14 protein-coding genes are annotated in these 14,076 nt (G+C 60.4%); 10 read left to right on the top strand and 4 right to left on the bottom strand.

Annotated features, from left to right (window positions below):
* Positions 1-10: 10 nt before the first annotated feature.
* The 3 genes from ACA067_RS31270 to ACA067_RS31260 all read left to right on the top strand — a co-directional run bounded on the left by ACA067_RS31270 (position 11) and on the right by ACA067_RS31260 (position 2,905).
* Positions 11-676: a fumarylacetoacetate hydrolase family protein gene (locus ACA067_RS31270; RefSeq protein ID WP_497459902.1), complete on the top strand. Its 666-nt coding sequence runs from the start codon at positions 11-13 to the stop codon at positions 674-676.
* A gap of 182 nt (positions 677-858) precedes the next feature.
* Positions 859-1,788, top strand: a complete 930-nt coding sequence (locus ACA067_RS31265) for an SdiA-regulated domain-containing protein (RefSeq protein ID WP_497459901.1) — start codon at positions 859-861, stop codon at positions 1,786-1,788.
* A 199-nt stretch (positions 1,789-1,987) separates the two neighbouring features.
* On the top strand, positions 1,988-2,905 hold the full coding sequence (locus tag ACA067_RS31260; protein ID WP_497459900.1) for an SdiA-regulated domain-containing protein: 918 nt from the start codon (positions 1,988-1,990) through the stop codon (positions 2,903-2,905).
* 127 nt (positions 2,906-3,032) lie between these two features.
* Here the strand turns inward: ACA067_RS31260 and rpiA are convergent, their stop codons facing one another.
* Complete coding sequence (gene rpiA / locus ACA067_RS31255; RefSeq protein ID WP_497459899.1) at positions 3,033-3,707, bottom strand: ribose-5-phosphate isomerase RpiA; 675 nt, start codon at positions 3,705-3,707, stop codon at positions 3,033-3,035.
* 331 nt (positions 3,708-4,038) lie between these two features.
* On the opposite strand from rpiA, the gene ilvA reads away from it, so the two are divergent.
* Together ilvA and ACA067_RS31245 are read left to right on the top strand one after the other, a co-directional pair.
* The gene (ilvA, locus tag ACA067_RS31250) at positions 4,039-5,553 is read left to right on the top strand and encodes a threonine ammonia-lyase, biosynthetic (RefSeq protein WP_497454486.1); all 1,515 of its coding nucleotides are present in this window, start codon (positions 4,039-4,041) and stop codon (positions 5,551-5,553) included.
* 38 nt (positions 5,554-5,591) lie between these two features.
* Positions 5,592-6,017 (top strand): DUF2269 domain-containing protein, encoded by a 426-nt coding sequence (locus tag ACA067_RS31245; RefSeq protein ID WP_497459898.1) that lies wholly within the window; start codon positions 5,592-5,594, stop codon positions 6,015-6,017.
* 121 nt (positions 6,018-6,138) lie between these two features.
* Here ACA067_RS31245 and ACA067_RS31240 read toward each other — a convergent pair whose 3' ends face one another.
* On the bottom strand, positions 6,139-6,795 hold the full coding sequence (locus tag ACA067_RS31240) for a histidinol-phosphatase (RefSeq protein ID WP_497459897.1): 657 nt from the start codon (positions 6,793-6,795) through the stop codon (positions 6,139-6,141).
* Positions 6,796-6,938: 143 nt separating this feature from the next.
* On the opposite strand from ACA067_RS31240, the gene ACA067_RS31235 reads away from it, so the two are divergent.
* Together ACA067_RS31235 and ptsP are read left to right on the top strand one after the other, a co-directional pair.
* Entirely contained in the window at positions 6,939-7,418 is a 480-nt protein-coding gene (locus ACA067_RS31235) for an RNA pyrophosphohydrolase (RefSeq protein WP_028623697.1), read from the top strand.
* A gap of 22 nt (positions 7,419-7,440) precedes the next feature.
* Positions 7,441-9,720, top strand: coding sequence for a phosphoenolpyruvate--protein phosphotransferase (gene ptsP / locus ACA067_RS31230; RefSeq protein WP_497459896.1), 2,280 nt, complete (start codon positions 7,441-7,443; stop codon positions 9,718-9,720).
* Positions 9,721-9,851: 131 nt separating this feature from the next.
* Here ptsP and ACA067_RS31225 read toward each other — a convergent pair whose 3' ends face one another.
* A complete protein-coding gene (locus tag ACA067_RS31225) occupies positions 9,852-10,598 on the bottom strand; it encodes an NRDE family protein (protein WP_497459895.1) in 747 nt (248 codons plus the stop codon).
* 133 nt (positions 10,599-10,731) lie between these two features.
* On the opposite strand from ACA067_RS31225, the gene ACA067_RS31220 reads away from it, so the two are divergent.
* The 3 genes from ACA067_RS31220 (at position 10,732) to ACA067_RS31210 (ending at position 13,424) form a co-directional block, all read left to right on the top strand.
* Positions 10,732-11,514 (top strand): sulfite exporter TauE/SafE family protein, encoded by a 783-nt coding sequence (locus ACA067_RS31220; protein ID WP_128873646.1) that lies wholly within the window; start codon positions 10,732-10,734, stop codon positions 11,512-11,514.
* An 83-nt stretch (positions 11,515-11,597) separates the two neighbouring features.
* Positions 11,598-12,404 carry a prolipoprotein diacylglyceryl transferase gene (gene lgt / locus ACA067_RS31215; RefSeq protein ID WP_128873645.1) on the top strand — a complete coding sequence of 269 codons (807 nt, stop codon included), beginning with the start codon at positions 11,598-11,600 and terminating at the stop codon, positions 12,402-12,404.
* 48 nt (positions 12,405-12,452) lie between these two features.
* Positions 12,453-13,424, top strand: a complete 972-nt coding sequence (locus ACA067_RS31210) for a thymidylate synthase (protein WP_497459894.1) — start codon at positions 12,453-12,455, stop codon at positions 13,422-13,424.
* A gap of 124 nt (positions 13,425-13,548) precedes the next feature.
* On the opposite strand, the gene cadR is transcribed toward ACA067_RS31210, so the two are convergent.
* Positions 13,549-13,998, bottom strand: a complete 450-nt coding sequence (cadR, locus tag ACA067_RS31205) for a Cd(II)/Pb(II)-responsive transcriptional regulator (protein WP_497459893.1) — start codon at positions 13,996-13,998, stop codon at positions 13,549-13,551.
* Between the last annotated feature and the right edge of the window lie 78 nt (positions 13,999-14,076).

Raw genomic sequence — 14,076 nt, 5'->3', positions numbered from 1 at the left:
GGAGTCGGTAATGAGCTATCAGCACCAGTATGTCGACGGTACGCGCATTCACTTCCCATTGGGGAAGGTGGTGTGCATCGGCCGTAACTACGCCGAACACGCCAAGGAACTGGATAATCCGGTGCCTACGGAACCGCTGCTGTTCATCAAGCCGGGCAGTTGCGTCGTGTCGCTGGAAGGCGGTTTCAGCATTCCGACCGAGCGTGGCTCGGTGCATTACGAAGCGGAAATTGCAGTATTGATCGGCAAGCCTTTGTCGACCAGACCGAGCCGTGAAGAAGTGCTCGACGCCATCTCCGGTTTCGCCCCGGCCCTGGACTTGACCCTGCGCGACAAGCAGGCCGAACTGAAAGCCAAGGGCCTGCCCTGGGAAATCGCCAAGTCGTTCGACGGGGCGGCGGTGATTGCACCGTTCGTGTCCGGCAGCACCTTTGCCGACCTCACCGACATTGGCATTCGCCTGACCATCAATGGCGAAGTGCGCCAGGATGGCAACAGCAAAGACATGCTCAATCCGATCGTGCCAATGATCCAGTACATGGCTGGCTGCTTCTCGTTGCAGGCCGGTGACGTGATCCTCACAGGCACGCCGGTGGGCGTTGGTCCGCTGAATGTCGGTGACGAACTGGTCCTGGAATTGTCGGGCGCCAGCAGCTTCACCAGCAGCGTCCGCTGATCTGACACAACCCCCCCTGTAGGAGCTGGCAAGCCAGCTCCTACAGGGTCGTGCCCACGCAGGGCAATCCCGCCATTTTCCGTTATTTTCACATCTTGTCTGGATAATCCCGGGGCATGCGGCGTCTGAGCCGAGCCCAACCGTGCTATTACCCTGGCCTGAATTTCTGGAACACTGCCTCGATGCCGACCCAATCGCTGCCCACGCTCAAACCTGCCCGCCGTCCGCGCTTTTTCATGCGTTGGTATTCCTGGCTATTGCTCGCGGCCGCCGCGGCATATGGCCTCGCATTCGCGATGCATTGGGATGACCGGGGCGTGCTCTGGGTGCTGGAACGTTTCGAAAGCCCGGCTAAACGCCAGGAGAGCATCTGGTTGCCGGATTACCGCGCGGTGATCGACGCCAAGTTGCTGCCGGGCATGGAGAAGGACGAGGCATCCGACCTGACCTACGATCCCCAGACCAAAACCCTGTTCTCGGTGATGGGCAATAAACCGTTCCTGGTCGAGCTGACATTACAGGGCGATGTCCTGCGCAAGATGCCCTTGGTGGGCTGGAGCAATCCGGAAGGGGTGACCGCGATGGGCAACGGTCTGCTGGCCATTGTCGATGAACGCGAGCACCTGCTCTCCATCGTCAAGGTCGATGCCGACACCCGCGAGCTGAACATCGCCAACTTCCCGAAATACGACCTCGGCCCTTCGAAAAACCAGAACAAGGCCTTCGAGGCAATCGCCTGGGATTCGCGCAACCAGCAATTGCTGCTGGGGGAAGAGCGTCCGCCGGCGCTGTTCAGCTGGAAAAGCGATGGCAGCCAGGTCCTCACGGGCGACAAGCAGAAAATCGCCAGTGATGAATTGGATATCCGCAACCTGTCCGCCCTGGCCATCGACCCGCGCACCGGCCACACCCTGGTGTTGTCCGCCGATTCTCACCTGTTGCTGGAGCTGGACGAGAAGGGCGAGCAGGTCAGTTTCATGACCCTGCTGGGCGGTTTCAATGGCTTGAAGAAGACCATTCCGCGCGCTGAAGGCGTCACCATGGACGAGGCTGGCACCCTGTATATGGTGAGCGAACCGAACCTGTTCTACCGCTTCGAAAAGCAGAAATAACGATCACCCCGGTAGGAGCTGCCGCAGGCTGCGACCTTTTGACGTTGCCTTTGTAAAATCAAGATCAAAAGATCGCAGCCTGCGGCAGCTCCTACGCCAATCGAATCCAGAAGTTGTGGTCGAAGGCCACTGGCCATTAAGCTTCAATTCAGACTGCCGTGGTATTTCATCAGCCTGTCTTGAACCCGAGCCCACTTGAATGCGCCGACTTGCCCGTCCCCAACCCCTGATTCTTATGTTCCTGGCGATTGCACTGATCGTGCTGGTTGCGTTCGGCCAGTACCTGCGTCTGTTCGAGCGAGCCTGGTTCAACATGCACACGTTTTGGCAACCAGAGAGCGCGCAATCCATTGGCCTGGATCGTTATCAGGTCACGCTCGAGGCACGCGTCATCGAAGGCCTGGACGACGATGTTTCCGCGCTGACTTTCGATCCGGTGCGCAAGAGCTTGTTCACGGTCACCAACAAAAACTCCGAACTGATTGAATTGTCTCTGGACGGCCGGATTATTCGACGCATAGCGCTGGTCGGCTTCGGCGATCCGGAGGCGGTGGAGTTCATTAGTGCCGACACTTACGTGATCACTGACGAGCGTTCGCAGCGACTGATCAAGATTCACCTGGAACAGGACACGACGTTCCTCGACGCGCAAGATGCCGAACAGATCACCCTCGGCGTGCACATGAGCGGCAACAAGGGCTTTGAGGGGTTGGCTTATGACTCGGTTGGCAAGCGTCTGTTCGTGGCCAAGGAGCGCGACCCGATGCTGATCTACGAAGTGCAGGGCTTCCCGCATTACAACCCGGAGAAGTCCTATGCGGTACACGTGGTCAATAATCCCAAGCGCGATGCCGGTATGTTCGTGCGGGATCTGTCGAGTCTGCAATACGACGAGCGTAGCGGGCACTTGCTGGCATTGTCCGACGAGTCGCGGCTGATTCTGGAGCTGGATGTGGATGGGCGACCGCTGAGCACCATGTCATTGAGCAAGGGGCGCCAGGGGTTGCGAAAAACTGTGCCGCAAGCGGAAGGAATTGCCATGGATGACGATGGCACGATGTACCTGGTGAGCGAGCCGAACCTGTTCTACGTCTTCAAGAAACCTGCGCAAAACTGACAAACGCCATCAAACCCTGTGGGAGCGGGCTTGCCCGCGATGGCGGCGTATCAGTCAACATCAATGTCGAATGTGATGGCCTCATCGCGGGCAAGCCCGCTCCCACATGTTTTGTATTGTGTTCGAATTACCTGGCGCGCAGGGTTTTTACACCTTCGCTGGTGCCCAGCAACAGCAAGTCGGCCGGACGCGCCGCGAACAACCCATTGGTGACCACACCCACAATGGCGTTGATCTGCGTCTCCAGCTCCACCGGGTTGGTGATCTGCATGTTGAACACGTCGAGGATGAGGTTGCCGTTATCGGTCAACACGCCTTCACGATAAACCGGGTCGCCGCCGAGCTTCACCAGCGCGCGGGCCACGTGGCTGCGGGCCATCGGGATCACTTCCACCGGCAGCGGGAACGCGCCGAGGACCGGCACCAGCTTGCTGGCGTCGGCGATGCAGATGAAGGTCTTGGCCACGGCCGCGACGATCTTCTCGCGGGTCAGGGCTGCACCGCCGCCCTTGATCAGGTTCAGGTGCTCATCGCTTTCATCGGCGCCGTCGACGTAGAACTCCAGGTCGCTGACCGTGTTCAATTCATACACTGGAATGCCATGGCCCTTGAGGCGCGCGGCGGTGGCTTCGGAGCTGGCGACCGCACCGTCAAATGCGCCCTTGTGCCGGGCCAGGGCGTCAATGAAACAGTTGGCGGTGGAGCCGGTGCCGACCCCGACGATGCTTTTGTCATCGAGTTTCGGAAGGATGAAGTCGACGGCGGCCTGAGCCACTGCCTGTTTGAGTTGATCCTGGGTCATGCGGGCTCCGAGGTGCCGAAGGGGGACGAAAGGCCGGCATTATAGGCTTCGGGGAGGGGAAGGTCATTGCCCGATTGGCGGCTTAACGTCATGTCCGATACCTGTAGGAGCAAGCTTGCTCCGGGCGGCGTTCCGACGATGGACGTGAACGATAACTCCGTAAACCTGACACCCCGCGGCGAGCTCTCAGGTTTTTCGCGAGCAAGCTCGCTCCTGCAACAGGGCGTGCTCTGTTTCGGTGAGCTTAAAACCTCGCGATTCGTGTGGTCGCCCGCCCGAAAGCCGGGTTAGACTCCTTGACCCTGCCCAACCCGCTCAGTGATGCTTTCCGATGCTCGAACAGTACGTCAAAAAGATCCTCACCTCGCGCGTTTATGACGTTGCCGTAGAAACCCCCCTGCAGACTGCCCGCCAGCTCTCCGAGCGGCTGGGCAACGATATCTGGCTCAAGCGCGAAGACTTGCAGCCGGTGTTCTCGTTCAAGATTCGCGGCGCTTATAACAAGCTTACCCAGCTTTCCGATGAAGAACGCGCGCGCGGCGTCGTGACCGCTTCGGCGGGCAATCACGCGCAAGGCCTGGCCCTGGCGGCCAAGGTGCTAGGTGTGAAAGCCACCATCGTCATGCCCAAGACCACGCCGGAAATCAAAGTGGAAGGTGTGCGCTCGCGTGGCGGCAAGGTCGTGCTGCACGGCGATTCGTTCCCGGAAGCCCTGGCTTACTCGCTGAAACTGGTCGATGAAAAAGGCTACGTCTACATTCACCCATACGACGATCCCCATACCATTGCCGGGCAGGGCACGGTGGCGATGGAGATTTTGCGTCAGCACCCGGGGCGCCTGGATGCGATTTTCGTTCCGGTGGGCGGTGGCGGACTGATTGCCGGGATCGCCGCGTATGTGAAATACCTGCGTCCTGAAATCAAGGTCATCGGCGTCGAACCCGACGATTCCAACTGCCTGCAAGCCGCCATGGCGGCCGGCGAGCGCGTGGTGCTGCCGACCGTGGGCCTCTTCGCTGACGGCGTCGCGGTGGCGCAGATCGGCCAGCACACCTTCGATATCTGCAAGGACCATGTCGATGCAGTGATCACCGTCAGTACCGACGAGATCTGTGCGGCGATCAAGGATATCTACGACGATACCCGCTCGATCACTGAACCTGCCGGCGCCTTGGGCGTCGCCGGGATCAAGAAGTACGTCGAGCAACATGGCATCACCGGGCATACCTTCGTCGCCATCGACTCCGGCGCCAACGTCAACTTCGACCGCCTGCGTCACGTTGCCGAACGTGCCGAACTGGGCGAGGGCCGCGAGGCTATCATCGCCGTGACCATCCCCGAGAAGCCGGGCAGCTTCAAGGCGTTCTGCGAAGCCATCGGCAAACGCCAGATCACCGAATTCAATTACCGCTACAACACCGGCAGCGAAGCCCATATCTTCGTTGGCGTGCAGACGCACCCGGAAAACGATCCGCGCAGTGCACTGCTTGCCAGCCTGACCGAACAGGGTTTCCCGGTAATCGACCTGACCGACAACGAACTGGCCAAGTTGCATATCCGCCACATGGTCGGCGGGCGTGCGGCCCATGTCGTCGATGAGGTGGTGCTGCGGTTTGAATTCCCGGAGCGGCCCGGTGCGCTGTTCAACTTCCTCAACAAGCTCGGCGGGCGCTGGAACATCTCGATGTTCCACTACCGCAATCACGGAGCGGCCGATGGCCGTGTGGTCGCCGGGCTGCAAGTACCGCATGACGAACGTCATCTGGTGCCGGCGGCACTGGAAGAAATCGGCTACCCGTACTGGGATGAAAGCGACAATCCGGCTTATCAGCTGTTCCTCGGCTGAGGGGCTACGCTGATGGGCAGCCTATAAGGAATCGATTCATGGAAACGTTAACCGCCCTGAAAGTGGCGCACGTCGTGGCAACGGTGCTGCTGTTGATCAGCGCGCTGGGGCTGGCGGCCTGGATCTGGCGTGCGCGGCGCAACGGTGATACGACGGCCCACACTCGCACGTTGCAGCGGCCGGGGGTGTTTATCTGGGCGTTGATGGGGCTGGCATTGCTGAGTATGCCGTTCACCGGGTGGTGGATGGTACATCTGGTGGGTTGGCCGCTGGGGCAGACCTGGTTGCTGGCCTCCAGCGTGCTCTACACCGTTGCGGCGCTGGCATGGTTCTGGCTGTTGGTGCGGCTTAACAAGCTGCGCACTGCGCCAGGGGGCAACGGCAAGTTCACCTTTGCCCTCGCACTGTTGAGCTTTGTCTGTTTTATCGCCATTGCCGGGTTGATGGGCGCCAAGCCTGTATAGGGTTCGGGACCGAGTTGCCCCAATCGCGGGCAAGCCCGCTCCCACAGGGATCGCTGGTGTGAATGCTATCTATGCCACGCAGTAAAACCTTGTGGGAGCGGGCTTGCCCGCGATGGCGATTTCAATCGCGCAACGTAATCACCGGCCAACCACGCTTCTCGGCTTCGGCCCGCAAATTCGGATCAGGATCGACAGCAATCGGATTCGCCACCTGCTCCAGCAACGGCAAATCGTTCATCGAGTCGCTATAGAAATAACTGTCGTCCAGCGAATACCCGCTCTCTTCCAGCCAGCGAGCCAGTCTTGTGACCTTCCCTTCGCGAAAGCACGGAATGTCGGTGCTGCGCCCGGTGTAGCGGCCATCAACCATTTCACATTCCGTGGCGATCAAGGTTTCGACACCGAGTCGCAGGGCAATCGGCCCGGTGACGAAGCGGTTGGTGGCGGTGATGATCACTAGTTTGTCGCCGGCCTCGCGGTGCTTTGCCAACAGTTCGATGGCCTTGGGCAGCACGATCGGTTCGATGCAATCGCGCATGTAATCCAGGTGCCATTCGTCAAGCGTGGCCATCTCCGTGCGACCGAGGACTTCGAGGCAGAAGTTCAGGTACGCATCGTTATCCAGCTTGCCGGCCAGGTAATCCTGATAGAACTCGTCGTTGCGTGCCTTGTAGGCGACGGCATCGAGGAAGCCGCGCTCGCACAGGTAATCGCCCCAGGCGTGGTCACTGTCACCCCCCAGAAGCGTGTTGTCCAAGTCGAATAAAGCCAGGCGCATTGCAGTTACTCGCTGAAAAGTCTGTAGAAAGGCGTCAAGAATACGGACTTTTCACAAGAGTGCACATAAGGTAGGCCGGCTCGTTGCTGCCTTCACAACCTTTGTGGAACAATGCGGCGACATGCGTTTGCGAGGTTGTTGCCGTGATCGACCCCGATGGTTTCCGCCCCAATGTCGGGATCATTCTCACGAATGATGCCGGGCAGGTGCTATGGGCTCGCCGTATCAATCAAGATGCCTGGCAGTTTCCGCAGGGTGGGATCAACCCCCAGGAGACGCCGGAAGACGCCTTATACCGCGAGTTGAACGAAGAAGTGGGACTGGAACGCGAAGATGTTGAAATTCTCGCCTGCACGCGGGGCTGGTTGCGCTATCGTTTGCCGCAACGTCTGGTCAGGACCCACAGCCAACCGCTGTGCATCGGCCAGAAACAGAAATGGTTTCTCCTGCGCCTGATCTCCAACGAGCAGCGGGTGCGGATGGATTTGACCGGTAAACCGGAATTCGATGGCTGGCGCTGGGTCAGTTATTGGTATCCGTTGGGCCAGGTGGTGACATTCAAGCGCGAGGTGTATCGACGCGCTCTCAAAGAGCTTGCCCCGCGCCTTTTATCGCGCGACTGACGACGGAGTTCGACCCCGAGCCATGCTCAATACGCTGCGCAAGATCGTCCAGGAAGTTAACTCCGCCAAGGATCTCAAGGCGGCGTTGGGGATTATTGTGTTGCGCGTCAAAGAGGCCATGGGCAGCCAGGTCTGCTCGGTCTATCTGCTCGACCCCGAGACCAATCGTTTCGTGCTGATGGCCACCGAGGGCTTGAACAAGCGCTCGATCGGCAAAGTCAGCATGGCACCCAACGAGGGTCTGGTCGGTCTGGTCGGCACGCGTGAAGAACCCCTGAACCTGGAAAACGCCGCGGATCACCCGCGCTATCGCTACTTTGCCGAGACTGGCGAAGAGCGCTTTGCCTCGTTCCTCGGGGCGCCGATCATTCACCACCGCCGCGTCGTCGGCGTGTTGGTCATCCAGCAAAAGGAACGTCGCCAGTTCGATGAGGGTGAAGAAGCCTTCCTCGTCACCATGAGCGCGCAGCTCGCCGGCGTTATCGCCCACGCCGAGGCAACCGGTTCGATCCGTGGCCTGGGGCGTCAGGGCAAGGGCATCCAGGAAGCAAAGTTCGTTGGCGTGCCGGGTTCGCCGGGTGCGGCGGTCGGTACCGCGGTGGTCATGTTGCCGCCGGCCGATCTGGACGTGGTGCCCGACAAGACCATCACTGACATCGCCGCCGAACTCGGGCTGTTCAAGACCGCCATCGAAGGCGTGCGCGCCGACATGCGCGCCTTGTCGGCCAAGCTCGCGAACCAGTTGCGCCCGGAAGAGCGCGCGTTGTTCGATGTCTATCTGATGATGCTCGACGATGCCTCGCTCGGCAGCGAAATTACCACCGTGATCAAGACCGGCCAATGGGCCCAGGGCGCGTTGCGCCAGGTGGTCACCGAGCACGTCAACCGCTTCGAATTGATGGACGACGCCTACCTGCGTGAACGCGCGTCGGACGTCAAGGACCTCGGTCGGCGCTTGCTGGCATATTTGCAGGAAGAGCGTCAGCAGACCCTGGTCTACCCCGACAACAGCATTCTGATCAGCGAAGAACTGACGCCGGCGATGCTTGGCGAGGTGCCGGAAGGCAAGCTGGTCGGCCTGGTCTCGGTACTCGGTTCCGGCAACTCCCACGTGGCGATCCTGGCGCGCGCCATGGGCATTCCGACGGTGATGGGCCTGGTCGACCTGCCGTATTCCAAGGTCGACGGCATCCAGATGATTGTCGACGGCTATCACGGCGAGGTCTACACCAACCCCAGCGAAGTGCTGCGCAAGCAGTTCGCCGAAGTGGTCGAGGAAGAGAAGCAGCTGGCCCTCGGGCTGGATGCGCTGCGGGATTTGCCGTGCATCACCCTCGACGGCCACCGCATGCCGCTGTGGGTCAACACCGGCCTGCTGGCGGACGTGGCTCGGGCGCAGAAGCGTGGCGCTGAAGGTGTCGGTCTGTACCGCACCGAAGTGCCGTTCATGATCAACCAGCGTTTCCCGAGCGAAAAAGAGCAACTGGCGATCTATCGCGAGCAGCTCGCCGCGTTTCACCCACAGCCGGTGACCATGCGCAGCCTGGACATCGGTGGCGACAAATCGCTGTCGTACTTCCCGATCAAGGAAGACAACCCGTTCCTCGGCTGGCGCGGCATTCGCGTCACCCTCGATCACCCGGAAATCTTCCTGGTCCAGACCCGCGCGATGCTCAAGGCCAGCGAAGGCCTCAACAACCTGCGGATTCTGCTGCCGATGATCTCCGGCATCCACGAACTGGAAGAAGCCCTGCACCTGATCCACCGGGCCTGGGGCGAAGTTCGCGACGAAGGCTGCGATGTGCCGATGCCGCCGATCGGCGTGATGATCGAAATCCCGGCGGCGGTTTATCAGACCAAGGAACTGGCGCGGCAAGTGGACTTCCTGTCGGTCGGCTCCAATGACCTGACCCAGTACCTGCTGGCCGTGGACCGCAACAACCCGCGGGTGGCCGACCTCTACGACTACCTGCACCCGGCGGTGCTGCAAGCGCTGCAGAATGTGGTGCGCGACGCCCATGCCGAAGGCAAACCGGTGAGTATCTGCGGGGAAATGGCCGGTGACCCGGCAGCGGCGGTACTGTTGATGGCGATGGGTTTCGACAGCCTGTCGATGAACGCCACCAACCTGCCGAAAGTGAAGTGGATGCTGCGCCAGATCAACCTGAGCAAGGCCAAGGAATTGCTGGCGGAGTTGATGACCATCGACAACCCGCAAGTGATTCACAGCTCCCTGCAGCTGGCGCTGAAGAACCTTGGGTTGGCGCGGATGATCAATCCGGCGTCGGCCAAGACCCTTTAAAAGGCTGATGGCCCCATCGCGAGCAAGCTCGCTCCCACAGGGATCTCTGGTGTATATGCCATCTATGCCATACAGCAGAACCTTGTGGGAGCGAGCTTGCTCGCGATGGGGCCAGTCCTCACAACACACAACTAAACCTTGATCTCCACTTCCCCCAAATGCCCGCCATACGGCCCGAAACTCCGCTCGACCATATGCCGCGTCCCATCCGCATGCACGATCAACGCCGTACTCGCCCGAGTCCCATAAGTCGGGCTGGCAATAAACACACTCGACAGCAACGTTTCCGTCGCCAGCCCAACCCCGGTATCCGGCAACTCGGCGAAGGGCGCGGTCTGTGGGTCATTCAACAACGCCAGTAGCGCCTCAGGCTGCGGATCGTCCAGCACCGCTTCCAGCGCCGTCCGGGCCTTGAGCAATTTCGGCCACGGTGTATCCAGGCCGGCGTTCGATAATCCATAAACACCCGGTGGCAGCATCACCGCCTCAGCTTCCCGGGCATTGAAGTGCCACAGCTCGTTGGCATTGCCGATCAGCAGGTTAAATCCGGCATATTCGATCGAACGTGCAACAACGTCGCTTAAGTACTGATTAATCGGCATGTTCCCGGCCAGAAACCGCGCCACCAGTTCACCTCGCGATTTTCGCGCGGGCGGTTGATGAGGATTGCGAATATTGGTCAGCGCAGCGAAGCGTCCATCGGCACCGACGCCCAGCCAGGTGCCGCCGGCCTCCAGATCGCGACCGGCATAAACCTGCGGCGTTTCCGGCCATTGCGCCAGCGGCAGGCTGGGGCGGGCGTAGAATTCGTCACGGTTGGCGGCGACGATCAGCGGCCGGGCGTGGCCGGGATGCCAGGCGAAGACAATCAGGCACATAAGGGGGTCCTTGAGTGTTTCTTGCCCACTCTACGCAGTCATCGTGCGGGTATCCATCGCCATCCAGTGGAGCTTGAGGCCATGCATCCGTTACCATGCCGCTCCTATTTTCGGGACGCGGGCGGGGACGGCCATGGAATTTCTACTGTATCTGGCGCTGGGCGCCTGTGCAGGCGTGCTGGCCGGGCTGTTCGGGGTGGGTGGCGGAATCATCATCGTCCCGGTTCTGGTGTTCAGTTTCACCTTGCAGGGCTTCGATGCGTCAATTTTGACCCACCTGGCGGTCGGCACTTCACTGGCGACGATTATCTTTACCTCGATCAATGCCATCCGCGAGCATCATCGCCGCGGCGCCGTGCGCTGGCCGATTTTTGCCTGGATGACCGTCGGCATACTCATCGGCGCCGGTTTCGGCGCGCTGACCGCCGAAGCGATCTCCGGACCGAACCTGCAGAAAATCATCGGCGTATTTGCGCTGATCATCGCGGTTCAGCTCGCGCTGGATGTCAAGCCGAAAGCCAGCCGCACAGTGCCGGGCAAAGTCGGTCTGACCGTGGCCGGCAGCGTGATTGGCTGGGCTTCAGCGATTTTCGGGATTGGCGGCGGTTCGTTGACCGTGCCGTTCCTGACCTGGCGCAGCGTGCCGATGCAGCAAGCGGTGGCGACATCTTCCGCCTGCGGGCTGCCGATCGCGTTGGCCAGTGCATTAAGTTTCATGATTCTGGGGTGGCACGATCCCTTGCTGCCGGCCCATAGTCTCGGTTTTATTTATTTGCCGGCGCTGCTGGGGATCGCCCTGACCAGCATGGTGTTCGCCCGCCTCGGTGCACGACTGGCCCATAGCCTGTCGCCGCGCTTGCTGAAAAGACTGTTCGCCGCTTTGCTGTTCTGCGTAGGTCTGAGCTTCCTGCTCTGACGCGCGTCGCAATGCTGGCTTAATCCTGGCGTGACAGCGTCCCCGGGAATTTTGAAGGTTTCATACTCTAACGAGGAGTCGCAATGCTGCCTTACCCGCAGATCGACCCGGTGGCCCTGGCCATCGGTCCGCTGAAAATCCACTGGTACGGCCTGATGTACCTGATCGGCATCGGCGGCGCGTGGTGGCTGGCGTCCCGCCGGCTGAACCGCTTCGACCCGACCTGGAGCAAAGAGAAACTCTCCGACATGGTGTTCTGGATGTCGATGGGCGTCATTGTCGGCGGCCGCCTGGGCTATGTGCTGTTCTACGATCTGAACGCGTACCTGGCCAACCCGACGCTGATCTTCGAGGTGTGGAAGGGCGGCATGTCGTTCCACGGCGGCTTCATCGGCGTGATGCTGGCGGCGTTGTGGTTCGGTAAAAAGAACGGCAAGTCGTTCTTCCAGCTGATGGACTTTGTCGCGCCGATGGTGCCGATCGGACTGGGTGCCGGGCGTATCGGCAACTTCATCAACGCCGAGTTGTGGGGCAAGGCGACCGACGTGCCGTGGGCGATGGTCTTCCCGACCGACCCGGCGCAACTGGCGCGTCACCCGTCGCAGCTGTATCAGTTCGCGCTCGAAGGCGTGGCGCTGTTTGCCATCCTCTGGTTGTTCTCGCGCAAGCCGCGGCCGACCATGGCGGTGTCCGGAATGTTCGCGCTGTTCTATGGCATCTTCCGTTTCATCGTCGAATTCGTTCGGGTTCCGGACGCTCAGCTGGGCTATCTGGCCTGGAACTGGCTGACCATGGGCCAGGTACTTTGCATACCGATGATCGTCGGCGGCCTGTTCCTGATCTGGCTGGCCTATCATCGCGCGCCGGCGGCTCCCGCGGCAGCTGTATAAATTCGAACCCCGGGGTGACGACCTCGGGTTCAAGGACACAGGTAACTCATGAAGCAATATCTCGATCTGGTCGCCCACGTCATCAAGAACGGCACCAAACAAGCCAACCGTACCGGCGTGAATACCATCAGCTTTCCGGGTGCGATGCTGCGTTATGACCTGCAGGAAGGTTTCCCTGCGATCACTACCCGCAAGATGGCCTTCAAATCCGCCATTGGCGAGATGTGCGGTTTTCTGCGTGGGGTGAACAACGCCGCCGAATTTCGTGCCCTGGGCTGCAAGGTCTGGGACCAGAACGCCAACGAAAACGCCCAGTGGCTGGCCAACCCGTTCCGTCAGGGCGAAGACGACCTCGGCGAGATCTACGGCGTGCAATGGCGCAAATGGCCGGCGTACAAGCAGATCCCGGTCAGCAACCAGGCTGCTATCGAGCAGACCCTGAGCCAAGGCTATCGCCAGATCGCCGAAGGCGAAGAAGATGGCCAGGCGTACGTGGTGCTGTACAAGGCGATCGACCAGATCCGCCAATGCGTCGATACCATCATCAACGACCCCGGCAGCCGCCGCATCCTGTTCCACGGCTGGAACGTCGCCCAGCTCGATGAGATGGCCCTGCCGCCATGCCATTTGCTGTATCAGTTCCATCCGAATGTCGAGACCAGAGAGATCTCCTTGACCCTCTACATTCGCTCGAACGACCTGGGCCTGGGCACACCGTTCAACCTTACCGAAGGCGCCGCGCTGCTGAGCCTGATCGGTCGCCTGACCGGTTACACGCCGCGCTGGTTCACCTATTTCATCGGCGACGCCCACGTCTACGAAAACCACCTGGACATGCTGAGTGAACAGCTCAAGCGCGAGCCATTCCCGATGCCGAAACTGGTGATCAGCGATCGTGTGCCGGAGTTTGCCAAGACGGGTGTCTATCAACCGGAATGGCTGGAGCTGATCGAGCCGGGCGATTTCTCGCTGGAAGGCTACGAGCACCATGCGCCGATGACCGCGCCGATGGCGGTCTAAAGAACCACCGCAAAACTTGTGGGAGCGAGCTTGCTCGCGATGGCGGCCTTACAGTCAACATAGATGTTGAATGTGATGGCCTCATCGCGAGCAAGCTCGCTCCCACAGTGGTTTTGTGGTGTTCTTAGTGGCCGTGACTACGGCCCACATGGGAATGCTCCGTCTCCGTCGCCACAACCCCGCCACTCACCTCCAACCGCTGCAAGATCCCGCACTGATCAATATCCGGCCCCTCGCCGCAGCGTTGGCGCAGGTCGATCAATTGTGTCTGCAACGCCAGCAACCCATCGATCCGCGCCTTGACGTGATGGATGTGTTCATCGATCAGCGCATTCACGCTTTCGCACTGATCCTGCGGGGTGTCGCGCAGCGCGAGCAGGCTACGGATCTCCTCGAGCGTCATGTCGAGGGTGCGGCAGTTGCGGATGAAGGTCAGGCGCTCGGCATGGGCCTGGGTGTAGACGCGGTAGTTGCCGTCGCTGCGGGCCGGTTCCGGCAGCAGGTTTTCGCGCTCATAGTAGCGGATGGTTTCCACGGCGCAGTCGGTGAGTTTCGCCAGTTCTCCTATCTTCATCGCGACAATCTCCAAAAAGGGTGCTTGACCCTATAGTGGCTACAGGGTCTTTACTTGGCAACAGGCACCTTCAAGGAC

This window comes from Pseudomonas sp. LBUM1674, assembly GCF_059695635.1.
Note: the sequence above shows the minus strand (reverse complement) of the source record. Positions and strands in the feature narration are given on the sequence as shown.